A 13,629-nucleotide genomic window follows, 5' to 3' on the forward strand; every position below is an offset into this window, starting at 1 on the left:
CTCCTGAAACATTATGAACAAAAGAATATGAAAAAAATGTAATTTCGCATTTGATTTTCCATTAAAGCTTTGTAATAATAGAGAAAATTTTAGTTTTGAGTTAAGTGGTGATTAGTACCTAAATTTTTTATATAGAACCTTTACGAGGCGGAGAAAGGCTCAAACTGTAAGTGAATTAGGGGGAGGTATAGTACATTGAAAAATTATATACAATACAATGCATTTCAGAATAAAGAGGTAATAATTGCGATACCTGCGCTTGGTGAACGTAAAGAAATGTATGCAGCATTAGCCAGCATCTTACCAGAAGTCTATATTATAGCAATCGATTTACCGGGCCATAATGGTCAACTAGATAATGATTTTTCATTTCGGTCGTATAACAATACGATAAAGGAAATTATGGAGTATCTAAAAATTACTAAAGCTCATTTTCTTGGAAATTCAATAGGTGCATGGATCATTCAAAATTTTTATACTAACTATCCTGATTATGTTAAATCATTAACATTGTTAGACGGTGGATATTATTTTATAGGCGAATATCATCCTGATGATAAAGCAGAAATACAATTACCTATCATTGAACGATTAGAAGATTTACAGGAGGCTATACATGAAGAAGTAAAGAATATGGGGGACTTATCTGCCGAAAATAAAGAATATTTGCATAATTATTTCCTTCATAATTTTGTTGAAAAAAATAATATCTTTTACCATCACAGCAATGTAAAAGCTTTAAATGATTTGTCAAAAGCAGTTGAAAAAAATAATTACTGTATAGAAAATGAAATTCCTTTGTCAGTGTTATTACTATTGGCAGATGAACATTCGGATAATTTGCTACATAAGAAGTTAGATAGATTTCAAGAAAGACAACCGAATGCACAAGTTGAGATTATTCCTAATAGCTATCATTTTTTACCTCTCACCAATCCAAATGAGATAGCTGAACGGATTAGAAAGACAATCTTGCATGGATTTATTTAAACTTTTTTAAAGCAGGGGAGGTATTCCGATAGGAGGTTTCCAAAGAGCTTCAAATATGACAGATGAGCAATTACATTTTATTTTAGATAAGCATCCAAGTTTAAGAAATATACCGGTACTATATGATGTTGATTTTGGACAACAGCCAATATTTACGTTTCCTATCGGTGGTGAAATTCAAATGAATACGAAAGATTTGATGATACACGTCACTAAATTTTAACTTCTTTCAGCGGGTGTCCAAACATCTGCTGCTGACGCTACGCTTTCGCGCAAAAAACATCTGTACCTGTCGCTACGCTTTCGGTACAAAAAACATCCGCTGAAATAGAGGAACTCAGTTTAAGAACGCCACGTCCTGTGGCAATTTATCTGTGCGAAAGCGAAGCGACAGCAACAACAACACGCGACTGAGTGACCAGCTTCGTGCTGCTGCCGCTGCGTTAGCACTACGCTTTCGCGCAAAAAACATCTGTTGGCCCAAAGCCTCCGGCGGATGTCACGGAATTATGCCGAGGTATAATCGATAAAGAAGGGAGTTAATAAAATGTTAATAAGAGAGGCAATGGGTGAAGATGCTGAACAGGTCATAGCTGTCATAAAAAATGCGGAAGAGTCTAATTTTATGTTATTCGGGCCTGGTGAACGAAAGTTAGAGACTGAACAATTTACAAAATTTATTGAGAATATTAATAATAACAGTCATTCGGCTTTATTTATAGCTGAAATAGAAAAGAATGTAGTTGGTTATTTAATTGTACAAGGTAATAATATGCCATCTAGAGTTTCGCATCGAGCCTATATTGTCGTTGGCATCCATAGTGATTTTAGAGGAAGAAAGATTGGTACTGCATTATTTAGTCACCTAGACGATTGGGCAAAAGAAAAGGGCGTGCATCGCTTGGAGCTGACAGTAATGGCGAACAACACTGCTGGCGTAGCGTTATATGAAAAAAAGGGGTTTGAAATTGAGGGGACTAAAAGACATTCCTTATATGTTGATGGTGAGTACATTGATGAATATTTTATGGCGAAATTATTGTAATACAAAGGGTGTGTGTATATGAATTTTAGAAGAAACGCTAGAAGTATAAATATCGGTATTTTTTCACCATCTTCACCCGCATCCGTCAATGCGACTTCTCGATATAAGCGTGCAAAAGCTTTTCTTGAACAAAAAAATATTAATCTAATTGAAGGTAGTCTGACGGGCAAAGCTGATATCTATCGCTCTGGCACTCCTAAAGAGCGTGCAGAGGAATTGAATGAATTATTACGTGATCCAAACGTGGATGCGATGATTTTAGGCTAACATCCCCTAAGAACTCCTTTCCGATTCTGTGACATCCGCCGGAGGCTTTGGGCCAACATGAAGTTGGTCACTCAGTCGTAACAGAAATCAACTCACGCTAAGGTGATGATATCAATACATAGAAAAAAGGGCCTCCTTCAATGGGAGGGCACTGAAAAACTTACGTTTTCATAAAAACGAACCTTTTTCAGATAAAAATAAGGCACTTCTTGTTCAGTTTTGAACAGGAAGTGCCTTATTTCTGTCTCTATTCCTTATTCATTTTCGTTTAGTAGCTTTAATATCCGTTTCAAATTGACGGCGAATATCGTTGTAGCACCTTGAATTTTCATGCCAAATAGACCCGCAGTCGATGCCGTATCGTACCCGTGTCCGTTTTTTAATTCACTATTCTTCGCTTCTACTTTGTAGCGATTTGCGGCTAATTGCTTAAAAGCTTCCGTATTTTGAAATGCCTCTTGTTCGGCATGTGCATCCGACTTAATTGTGACAGAATACGTTTTACTTTTTGCGCCTTCTTTATAACAGTCCTCTCTCATTGGACATACTTTACATTTTTCAATATCAAAATAATATGTCTGACTTTGACTCATACTCGTTCCTTTTTTACCAGTACGTGCTTTTCTTGTCGCGAGATGACCGGCCTTACAAACAAACATTCCAGCATCTTTATTAAACTCAAACTTGTCTTCTTCTTTTCGTGGTCCTTGTGTAAGAATAGGGTTCAACTTTGCCACAAGTGCGATTTTCTCTTCTTTAGTATATTCGATGTTTGCCTTTTCAGAGTAAGCTGCGTCTCCAATAACTGTATTAATTTTCATACCTGCTTGTGTGCTTTTTTCAATTAACTCTTGAAGATATTTCCCATCGTTTTTTTCACCTGTTGTAATGACAGCCGCTGTAATAATACTTTCATCACTCAACGCGATATGTGTCTTGTACTCGAAGAAAGAAGATTCCGACGTCTTATGCCCTTTTCGCGCATCCGCATCAGAAGAGTAATTTAGATGTTCTTGAAAATCTTCTGCGACTTCTTTTAAAACATTCAGCTTTTCCTTGACAGCTGGCATTTGTGCAATTTGTGGTTCCTTTTCAATGACTGAAATAACTTCCTTACAGTAAGCTAATTCATCCTTTACTTCGTTAGAAGTGGTCTTTGCGGGGAATTTGTCTTTCATCGATTCGTCAATTTTGTAGACAGCTTTTCGAGCGTGTTTTGATTTCTCTTGTAAAAATTCTTTAGGTGTTTTTTGGTTGTAACGTGCTTTTGTATGTGTGGCATCCACAATAATCGTTTGACTGTTGATGATTTTTTTCTCCAATGCGATCTCAACTGTTTTCCCAATGAGCATGTCTAATAAGCTTACGTCTTGGAGACGAAGCCGACGAAATTTTGTAAGCGAACTTGAATCAATGACTGGATCTTCTGGCGCCATATCCAAGAAATATTTGAATGACATATCGTACTTTGAACGCTCTACAAGATCGACGTCTGATACATCATAAATCGCTTTTAATAATAAGTACTTAAACATGCGAATTGGAGGAATGGCATTACGTCCATTGTCTAAACAATATTTTGTTTTTAACTCTTCTAAAATGAATGAAAAATCAACAAGTTCATTGATTTGGCGAAGTATATTATCTTTTGGTACAACAATATCGTAGATCGCCATATATGGACTTAAATTAAGGGTTTCTTGATTTGAAATCATCGGGGGCACCACCTGCACATTAATTCTTTCATTATAAAGGAAAGCGAGACTAAAATAATAGTGTGATACATTGCGTTGTTTGGAGAAGCATCGCTTGACTCCTGCGGGAAAGCGAGACAGACGAGACCCCGCACGAAGCGAAGCGTAGGAGGAGGCTCGGCGCTCGCCCGCGGAAAGCGAGCGGAATGCTTCGGAAAACAACAGTAGAGTCACAGTGCCAAATGAAAAAAGCGAGGTATTCAACGATTTAATCGTTGAATACCTCGCAATGTAAGAAGATATGGACTTTTTCAGTGACCTCCTTTAATGGAGAGCCCTTTTTACTTGTATTTATTAATTATCTTTAACGTCTTTTCGGTTTTTCTTTAACATTTTAGATAGCATTTCATAAACGATTGGTACAACTACTAATGTTAATAAAGTTGAAGATAGTAGACCACCGATTACTGTAATTGCTAAGTCTTTTGAAATTAGACCACTGCCACCATTACCAAGTGCCATTGGAATCATCGCACCGATTGTTGCTATGGCAGTCATTAGGATTGGACGTAAACGAGTTGCACCAGCCTCTAAAATGGCCTCGCGCATAACAAGTCCGTCACGTTCCATGTGGATAATGCGGTCTACTAATACGATGGCGTTCGTTACAACGATACCTATCAGCATTAATAGTCCCATCATAACAGAAACAGAGATTGTTTGATTTGTGACGTACAAGCCGACAAATGCACCGATTACTGCGAATGGTAGGGAGAACAGAATAGCGAATGGTGCTGAACCTTCACCGAATGTTACTACTAGGATGAAGTAAACAATCGCAATCGCAGCTAACATAGCAATTCCGAGCTGTGTGAACGTTTCTTGCATGTCTGCAGCAACGCCTCCAACGCCAGTCGTTACACCTTTAGGTAAATCTAATTTATCGATTTTTTTATCAGCAGCTGAAGTTGCTTTTGAAATATCGTCACCGATAATCGTACCAGAAACTTTTGCGAAATATTCACCTTTTGAGCGAGATAATGAGTTTAATGTAGTACCTTCTTCTACTTTTACTAACTCACCGATTGTCATTGTTGTGCCTAAAGCTGTTTGGATTTTAGTAGCTAATACATCATCAAGAGATTTAGCTGCAGCTTTTTCTTCATGTTGTACAATAACATCAATATCTTCACCATCATACTGAACTTTAGTTAGAACTTCTGATGATGTATTTTGATTTAAAGCCATTACAATTTGAGCAGTAGTTAATCCGTATTGAAGAACATTCTTTTGCTCTACTTTTAGGACATGCTCAACAAATGGATCTTCATTATCAGACTTAATTTCTTCTAAACCATCAACTTCTTTTAATGCGCCTTCTACTTGTTTCACTGCTTTGCGAAGCTTATCTAGATCTTCACTATATAATGTGTAACTTACTTCATTTGAAGACGACGACATTGATGAGAAGTTTTGAGATTTCCATTCTCCTGATTGACCAATGTTAGTTACATAGTCTTCAACTTCTTTACGTGCTTCAGGGAAGTCCTTCATATCTGGATCGAAGATGAGGTACATTAAGGCACCACCAGCACCGCCACCCATCATCATCGCTGAAGGATCAACGTGTTTAGGGTCATTGATTGAAACTTGTAAAATATTGACATCTTCACGTTTCATTAATTCTTTTTCTACTTTTGCAACATTTGCTTCTGTATCTTTCATTAGCTCGCCTGTACCAGGAGTGTACGTTAAGTACATAACCTTATCTTCTTGTGAGCCCATGAAACTGAAACCAATAAGTGGTGTTAAAGCAAGAGAACCAACAAGCAATACAATCGCTATAACGGATGTAATGATTTTATGATTTAATGCTTTCGCTAATACACCTTTATACCAAAGAGCTAGTTTACCAACTTCTTTATGTTGACTTTCTTTTTTCTCACCATATATTTTTTTACGGAATAGGAAGTGAGATAAAGCTGGAACAATTGTAATCGCCACTATTAATGAAGCACCTAGCGCAAACGACATTGTTAACGCAAATGGCATGAATAATTCACCAACCATACCGCCTACAAACATTAGTGGAGCAAATACTGCTATAGTTACTAATGTAGAAGAAAGGATTGGTTTGAACATTTCAATTGTCGCTTCACGAATAAGAGCGCGACCTGTTAGTTTTTCATCTTTTAAATGGATACGTCGATAAATATTTTCAACAACTACAATGGAGTCATCGATTACACGACCAATCGCCACGGTTATCGCGCCGAGAGTCATAATATTTAATGTGATATCCATCCAGTTTAATAGTAGTAATGCCATGAATACTGAAACTGGGATAGAAATAATCGAAATAATTGTTGATTTGAAATCACGTAAAAATAGTAAAATAATTAATACGGCAATTGCTCCACCGAATACTGCTTTTTCAATCATTGTGAAGACTGAATCTTCAATCGGTTTACCTTGGTCAAGTGTGATATCCACTTTTAGGCCGTCTAATGATTTTTCTTCGTCTTTCATTAAATCCTTCACTGCATTTACGACTGTTACCGTATTTGCATCTTGAGCTTTAACGATTTGAATCGCAATCGCATCTTTGCCGTTTGTACGTGATACGGATTGTACTTTACCTTCGACTTCGATCTTTGCAATATCGCCTAAGCGAACGAATGGTGAAGGATTTGTAGCTGAAGGTGTAACAGGGATCATTAAATCTTTTAATTCATCGATAGATTTAACTTTACCATCTACTGAAACGGCCTGTTCACCTACAGTGAATTGATATAAACCAAGTGAAAGTGACATATCACTTGCTTGGATCATTTGCTTGACAGAATCTTCTGTTAAGCCAAGTTCAGCCATTTTTGCTTTATCATATTTAAATGATACTTCATTAATGTGCTGACCATTGATAGTTGCTGAAGCAACGCCATCAATTTTTTCGATTTTAGGAAGTAGAATGTTTTCTACTGTTGAAGTTAATCCAACAATATCTTCCTTAGAGCTACTAACCGATAAAGCGACAACAGGCATCATATTCATGCTAATTGCCATAACTGTCGGTTTTTGAGCACCTTCAGGTAATTTCATACCTTCTAAAGCGGACTCTAATTGGCGTTTTTTCTCATCCATATCAATTCCATAGTCATATTCCACTTGAACTTGTGCTACGTTTGAAGAGGATGATGAGTAAACCGCTTTTACATCTTCTAAGCTTTCAATTGACTTTTCAAATGGTATGGAAAGCTCATTCATAACCTGTTCAGGTGTTGCACCAGGATAAACACCCATTACAATTAAATATGGTATAGAAATGTCAGGTATGGATTCCATTTTCATTTTTGTACCTGAATAAATACCAGAGACAGTGATGATAATTGTTAATAACCACACTGCCAATTTGTTTTTCAATACGAAATTAACTAAACCTTTCACCTTCACACCTACCCTTTATTGACTAACTAGATTTCGTTATTTATACTAATGACTAATCGGTCATTTGTCAATGAAATACATTAGGAGAGAATTAAAAGTATGTTAAAAAAGCAACTTATTATGGAAAAAGCGTTGGAGCTATTCTCGGAACAAGGCTTCGAAGCTACATCTGTACAGCAAATTACAGAACGATGTGGAATATCAAAAGGTGCATTTTATTTATCTTTCAAAACAAAAGACGAGCTTCTAATTTCTATGGTAGAGTATTATCTACAACAGTTTGTCACTGACGTTGACCAAGTAGTCAGAAGTTCACTTAGTAAAGATATCATTTTGGTTGAATTTTACAAAAGTATTTTTCAAGCATTTAAAAATCATGCTGCATCTGCCCGTGTGTTTTTTAATGAGAAAGTACTTCTTACAAAAAAAGAATTGTTTCAGAAAATAATTGCCTATGATGTCGAGATGTCTAAGTCGATCATCTATATGCTTGAGCAGCTATATCAGGATGAACTTCATGACACAAAATACGATGTTATGTATTGCATTAAAGGATTTATGAAAAGTTATTCGGAACTTTTTATTTTTTCCGATATACCACTCGATTTAGATCAATTGGCGAAATCTCTAGCTGAAAAGACGGAAATTATTGCAAGGCATACGACGATACCTTTTATTACCGAAGAGCTTGTTCAATTAACGGCAGAACCTTTTGATGAAGAAGTTTCACAGGAATCTTTGCTAGAATTGATCGAACAACATCTAGATGGCTTAGAAGACTCGATAGAATGTGAGTCACTTGAATTATTAAAATTTCAAGTCGAAAATCCAACCTATAGTAAAGCGATTTTAAAAGGTTTAATTGAAAACATACGCTTGCAGCCAGATTATCGTTGGGTGGCTTATAAAATAGGTAAATACTTTAATATATAGACATATGGATAGGATTGCACACTTTAACGGGTGAGCGATCCTATTTTTATTTTCATTCAGTAATTTCTGTGCGAAAGCTAAAATTATGACACTGCGAAATTGGTTAAGGTTAAAGAATGTTGTGCGAAAAATTGAAGTGTTAGCGGCAATTATGTATTAGTCTAGGTGATTAGAAGGGATTGAAGAGTTTCTAATAGTACTTAATAGGGAAATGATTCCATTTAAGTAGCTATTTCTTGAACTACTCTAATTTACTTTCGAATCTTATTGTCGTTAAAAGGATTTTAGAGTCGTTATACTATATACGAAAAAAAGAACAAAGAGGTTTCGAAAAAATGAAAATAAAAAAACTACGCAATTTTGCGTAGTCTTTTGTAATGAGGTTAAACCTCCATAATGATTGGTAAAATCATAGGGCGACGTTTTGTTTTTTCGAATAAATATGGTCCTAAAACGTCAGTAATTTCATTTTTCAGCTCAGTCCATTGAGGAGTTTTGCCTTGAATTGTCTCGTTCAGGTGACGGTTTAGCATTTTTTGTGCTTCATTAATCATCGTACCTGACTCACGCATATAAACAAAGCCTCGTGAAATAATGTCTGGACCGGAAACAATTTTTTGGTTTTCCATATCCGCGCTTACAACAACAATCACTAAACCTTCTTCAGAAAGAATGCGTCGATCGCGTAATACGATATTGCCGATATCTCCAATACCATTACCGTCAATATAAACGTCTCCTGAAGGAATACGACCTGCTACATGTGCTTCGTTGGCACTTAATGCTAGCACGTCACCATTCTCCATAACGAATGTATTTTCAAGCGGAACATCACAATCTTCTGCTAGATGAGTATGCATTTTCAACATACGGAATTCACCGTGAATCGGCATAAAGAATTTAGGCTTCATCAAGCGTAGCATTAATTTTTGTTCTTCCTGAGAACCGTGACCAGAAGTATGGATATTATTTAGTGCACCATGTATAACTTCAGCCCCTGCACGGAAAAGTAAGTTGATGATCTTGTTTACACTTACTGTATTTCCTGGTACTGGCGAAGAAGAGAAGATAACTGTGTCACCAGGCTGGATTTGGATTTGACGATGTGTACCATTGGCAATACGAGAAAGGGCTGCCATCGGTTCACCTTGAGAGCCTGTACATAAAATCATTACTTCGTTGGCTGGAAGACGATTAATGCTTTGGGCATCAATAAATGTATCCTTTGGTGCATTAATATAACCTAGTTCACGACCAATTGTAATGGCATTATCCATTGAACGTCCGAAGACGGCAATTTTTCTTCCGTATTTTACTGCAGCATCAGTTGCTTGTTGTAAACGGTGAATATTAGATGCGAAAGTTGCAAAAATAATACGACTATCCACCTTACGGAAAATTTCATCAATACTTTTTCCAACTGTACGCTCTGACATTGTGAAGTTTGGCTTTTCTGCATTCGTACTATCTGAAAGTAAGCACAGTACTCCATCACGGCCGATTTCAGCCATCTTTGTTAAGTTGGCTGGCTCGCCTACAGGTGTAAAGTCAAATTTAAAGTCACCTGTATGCACGATGTTACCAGGTGGTGTTTTTACAACGATTCCGTAAGCATCTGGAATACTATGTGTTGTTCTAAAGAAGCTAACAGATGTTTTTCTAAACTTAATAACATCCTCTTCTTTAATTTCAATAAGCTTTGTTGTACGTAGTAAGCCGTGCTCGTCTAACTTATTGCGTAATAAACCAAGTGCAAGCTTACCGCCGTAGACAGGGACATTTACTTGACGTAATAAGTAGGGAATACCACCAATATGGTCTTCGTGTCCATGTGTAATAAATAATCCTTTAATTTTGTCGACGTTGCGTACTAAATACGTATAATCCGGAATAACGTAGTCAATGCCGAGTAAGTCGTCCTCTGGGAATTTAATACCGGCATCAATTAAAATGATTTCATCTTGAAATTGAACGCCGTAAGTGTTTTTGCCGATTTCGCCCAGTCCGCCGAGCGCGAAAACAGCTGCTTGGTCATTTTTAACAAACTTCATGTTTGTTAAATTTCCTCCAAGATGAAGTTCGGACTTGCTTGTTCGTAGGATAAATAGTTACCTTCAAGCAGTTGAACGAACTCGATGTTGTAGTTACGGTCTTTTAGCTTTTCACGTACTTCGCGTTCTGAAGCAGCTTCAAGGTACAGACTTTTAGTGTTTTCGCGAACTGGAATTTCATTTGCTTTTTCTTGATAATAAACTTTGTAAATCATAGTTTGCTCTCCTTTTATTGCGTACAATTTTCTTGCACCTTTGACTAATACCACACACGTACTACAAGAAAAAACAGCAATTTCTAGTATACAAAGGAAGAAATTGGGCGTTTGAAGTTCTTGTATCTCAGTGTTACAATCCAGACGTAATTACAATAAGATGTAATTGAAATAAGCAATGAGACAGTGGTTGCGCATAGCCAAATAAATGCATTTCCTTTATATTATCACGCAGTTACTCTAAAATAAAGAAAAGCCCTTCAAATAATGAAGGGCAAATGTTAGGCAATTGATTTTTTTCCGAGTATGCCGCGAAGTTGCTTCAACAATTTACGTTTGAGTTTCTTCAGCATGGCACATCACTCCTTAGGATCATTGTAATGAAAAGTATTGCCTCTGTAAAGTCATTAACCTTGCGAAATAATACATAATGAAGGGGACTATATGATGAAGGAAATATTATTTTTTGATGTAGATGGTACACTTTATAATAGTGAGAAAATATTACCTGCTTCTGCGAAAGAAGCGCTTTTGGAGGCTCGTCGTAATGGATATGAGATAGCGATTGCAACTGGACGTGCACCTTTCATGATTCAATCCTTACTAGAAGAGCTAGATATTAATACGTATGTGACATTTAATGGGCAATATGTTGTTTATCGTGGTGAGATTGTCTATACAAATGGTGTTGAGAAAGACGAGCTATCCAAAATCATTGCCTTTGGTAATGCGCGACATGAACCTGTTGTATTTTTAGACGCCCAGCGAATGATAGCATCTGTTGGAAATAACGAAATGATCTCAGAAAGTTTAAATACATTAAAATACCCATATCCAAATATAGATTCAACTTATTATATGCAGAACGAAGTATATCAAACACTTATTTTTATGGAAGAGAAAGATGAACATTTATATCGTGAAGCATTCCCGAACGTGCAGTTTGTACGCTGGCATCGCTATTCTTGTGATGTTTTACCAAAGGGAGGCTCAAAGGCTGCGGGTATTGAAAAGGTCCTTGAGAAAATGGGGCTGACATTAAATGATGCCATTGCTTTTGGGGATGGTATCAATGATATTGAAATGCTGCAGGCTGTTGGGACTGGTGTTGCGATGGGGAATGGACATGAAAGAGTAAAGGCTGTTGCTACTCATATAGCAGAGCATGTAGATGAGGACGGTCTTGCTAAAATCATGCGCCAATTAAATATTATTTAACTTATTTCAGCTGGGTCCAAACATCTGCTGCTGACGCTACGCTTTCGCGCAAAAAACATCTGTATCTGTCGCTACGCTTTCGGTACAAAAGACATCCGTTGAAATAAGTTAAGTCTCCGGCAGATGTCACGTAATCGGAAAGGAATTCATAAAGGGTGTTAGCCTAAAATCATCGCATTCATGCGATAACGGCTAACTGATCTGCATCGTGCTGTTGCCGCTTCGCTTTCGCCCAGACAAAACCGTGTTGCTGACGCTACTTTGCACTCCGCTTTCGCACAAAAAACACTTGCAGGCCTAGGCACAAAACCGATTCCGGACGAAGGCGCAATTAATTGAAGAAACTAAGAAGCAACTAGTTGTAAGAATGATTGCAGCTAGTTGCTTTTTTATTTAGTAAATTATTCAGTGTCTTCAATGTTTGTTTTTACTATTTTCAGTTGTACACCTTTATCCGTGAAATGATTGATAGTGTCTTTAGAGAGTGCGTAATCTGTAATAATCATATCTACCTCATTTACTGCACAAACTTGAATTGCTACATCTTTGTTGAATTTTGAAGAGTCTGCCGCTACATACACAGTTTGAGAAATATTTATAATTTGTTTTCGGGTAATAGCTTCTTCTAAATTGAAATCTGAAATTCCTTTTTCAATCGATACTCCGCTAGCACAAATAAAAGCTTTATTAATATTAAGGTGATCGAAGCGGAAGAGGAAGTCATTAGACGTTACAGATTTTTCGGAGTGACGAACTTTACCTCCGATGATGATCACTTCGATATTGGAGCCAATTAAATCAAAGGCTACTGGGAGTGAGTTTGTAATGACAGTTAATTTTTCTTTCTCTAATAAAAATTGTGTCATTTGGTATGTGGTTGTTCCACTATCAATAAAAATACATTCTCCATCTTGTACTAAAGAAGCGCATGTTTTTGCAAGCAGGTACAACTGTTGATTTTGGTCTTTGCTTCTGTGAATGTTTTCCTGACAGTTTTTGAAGATGCGGGAATCGAGGCAACGCTAGAGGAAGCGCGTAAACCGATGGGCATGCTGAAAATCGATCATATTCGTACAATGCTCGAAATGCCTAGAATTCGTGAGGCTTGGAACCAAAAATATGGCCGGGATTTTACGGAACAGGATGTCCTAGCTTTATATATGCAGTTTGAATCAAAGCTAATGGAGTCGTTAGCTACTTACACAGATCCGATACAGCATGTACAAGAAGCAGTGCATCGATTAAGGGAAGAGGGTATTCGTATTGGCTCTACGACGGGGTATACAGACTCTATGATGGAGGTAGTGACTCAACATGCTGCAGCAAAAGGTTATGAACCTGATTTTTTAGTAATACCTACTCAAGTAGGAGATAAAGGACGTCCATACCCATATATGATTTTTAAAAATATGGAAGCATTAGGTATTGAGGCGACGAATCAAGTTGTGAAGATTGGTGATACAACCTCAGATATTAAAGTGGCTTTAAATGCAGGTGTCTGGGCTGTTGGTGTTATTGTTGGAAGCTCTGAGATGGGGTTATCTGAAGAAGAGTTTATGGCTTTATCTGAAGAAGAGCAGCAAATAACTATTGAAAAAACAGCGCGAATATTTAAAGAAACAGGTGCTCATTATACGATTCGAACGATGGAAGAGCTGCCTGCACTGCTGGAAAAAATTAATGAACGTTTAGAGCAAGGAATAAAAATAGCCTAAAAAAATGGGGTATTTGATAGTTGAAAGTGAAGGGTAGAAGATCACAGCGAGGCTGAA

Annotated in this window: 11 protein-coding genes and 1 pseudogene; 7 read left to right on the forward strand and 5 right to left on the reverse strand. The window is 37.1% G+C overall.

The window, feature by feature from the left end; genetic code table 11:
* The first annotated feature begins 195 nt into the window (after positions 1–195).
* The 4 genes from ACZ11_RS19895 (at position 196) to ACZ11_RS19905 (ending at position 2,302) form a co-directional block, all read left to right on the forward strand.
* Entirely contained in the window at positions 196–990 is a 795-nt protein-coding gene (locus ACZ11_RS19895; protein WP_049668271.1) for an alpha/beta fold hydrolase, read from the forward strand.
* Positions 991–1,045: 55 nt separating this feature from the next.
* Complete coding sequence (locus ACZ11_RS25370; RefSeq protein ID WP_236690911.1) at positions 1,046–1,213, forward strand: hypothetical protein; 168 nt, start codon at positions 1,046–1,048, stop codon at positions 1,211–1,213.
* 324 nt (positions 1,214–1,537) lie between these two features.
* Positions 1,538–2,035 carry a GNAT family N-acetyltransferase gene (locus ACZ11_RS19900; RefSeq protein WP_049668272.1) on the forward strand — a complete coding sequence of 166 codons (498 nt, stop codon included), beginning with the start codon at positions 1,538–1,540 and terminating at the stop codon, positions 2,033–2,035.
* Between the two features lie 18 nt (positions 2,036–2,053).
* Positions 2,054–2,302: an LD-carboxypeptidase gene (locus ACZ11_RS19905; protein ID WP_049668739.1), complete on the forward strand. Its 249-nt coding sequence runs from the start codon at positions 2,054–2,056 to the stop codon at positions 2,300–2,302.
* A gap of 254 nt (positions 2,303–2,556) precedes the next feature.
* Here ACZ11_RS19905 and ACZ11_RS19910 read toward each other — a convergent pair whose 3' ends face one another.
* Both ACZ11_RS19910 and ACZ11_RS19915 read right to left on the reverse strand, forming a co-directional pair.
* Positions 2,557–4,017, reverse strand: a complete 1,461-nt coding sequence (locus ACZ11_RS19910; protein WP_049663941.1) for an IS1182 family transposase — start codon at positions 4,015–4,017, stop codon at positions 2,557–2,559.
* Between the two features lie 333 nt (positions 4,018–4,350).
* On the reverse strand, positions 4,351–7,440 hold the full coding sequence (locus ACZ11_RS19915) for an efflux RND transporter permease subunit (protein WP_049668273.1): 3,090 nt from the start codon (positions 7,438–7,440) through the stop codon (positions 4,351–4,353).
* 99 nt (positions 7,441–7,539) lie between these two features.
* Between ACZ11_RS19915 and ACZ11_RS19920 the strand changes: the two genes are divergently transcribed.
* Positions 7,540–8,373 carry a TetR/AcrR family transcriptional regulator gene (locus ACZ11_RS19920; protein ID WP_049668274.1) on the forward strand — a complete coding sequence of 278 codons (834 nt, stop codon included), beginning with the start codon at positions 7,540–7,542 and terminating at the stop codon, positions 8,371–8,373.
* A 383-nt stretch (positions 8,374–8,756) separates the two neighbouring features.
* Here the strand turns inward: ACZ11_RS19920 and rnjA are convergent, their stop codons facing one another.
* Positions 8,757–10,424: a ribonuclease J1 gene (gene rnjA, locus ACZ11_RS19925; protein ID WP_049668275.1), complete on the reverse strand. Its 1,668-nt coding sequence runs from the start codon at positions 10,422–10,424 to the stop codon at positions 8,757–8,759.
* A gap of 5 nt (positions 10,425–10,429) precedes the next feature.
* Positions 10,430–10,639, reverse strand: a complete 210-nt coding sequence (locus ACZ11_RS19930) for a DNA-dependent RNA polymerase subunit epsilon (RefSeq protein ID WP_049668276.1) — start codon at positions 10,637–10,639, stop codon at positions 10,430–10,432.
* 447 nt (positions 10,640–11,086) lie between these two features.
* On the opposite strand from ACZ11_RS19930, the gene ACZ11_RS19935 reads away from it, so the two are divergent.
* Positions 11,087–11,857, forward strand: a complete 771-nt coding sequence (locus tag ACZ11_RS19935; protein ID WP_049668277.1) for a Cof-type HAD-IIB family hydrolase — start codon at positions 11,087–11,089, stop codon at positions 11,855–11,857.
* Between the two features lie 401 nt (positions 11,858–12,258).
* Here the strand turns inward: ACZ11_RS19935 and ACZ11_RS19940 are convergent, their stop codons facing one another.
* Positions 12,259–12,807 carry a DeoR/GlpR family DNA-binding transcription regulator gene (locus tag ACZ11_RS19940; RefSeq protein WP_236690912.1) on the reverse strand — a complete coding sequence of 183 codons (549 nt, stop codon included), beginning with the start codon at positions 12,805–12,807 and terminating at the stop codon, positions 12,259–12,261.
* Between ACZ11_RS19940 and phnX the strand changes: the two are divergent.
* Positions 12,786–13,572: pseudogene (phnX, locus tag ACZ11_RS19945) on the forward strand (phosphonoacetaldehyde hydrolase). The gene ACZ11_RS19940 and the pseudogene phnX sit on opposite strands and share 22 nt — an antisense overlap.
* Positions 13,573–13,629 lie beyond the last annotated feature (57 nt).

The organism is Lysinibacillus xylanilyticus, from assembly GCF_001183605.1.
GTDB lineage: Bacteria > Bacillota > Bacilli > Bacillales_A > Planococcaceae > Lysinibacillus > Lysinibacillus xylanilyticus.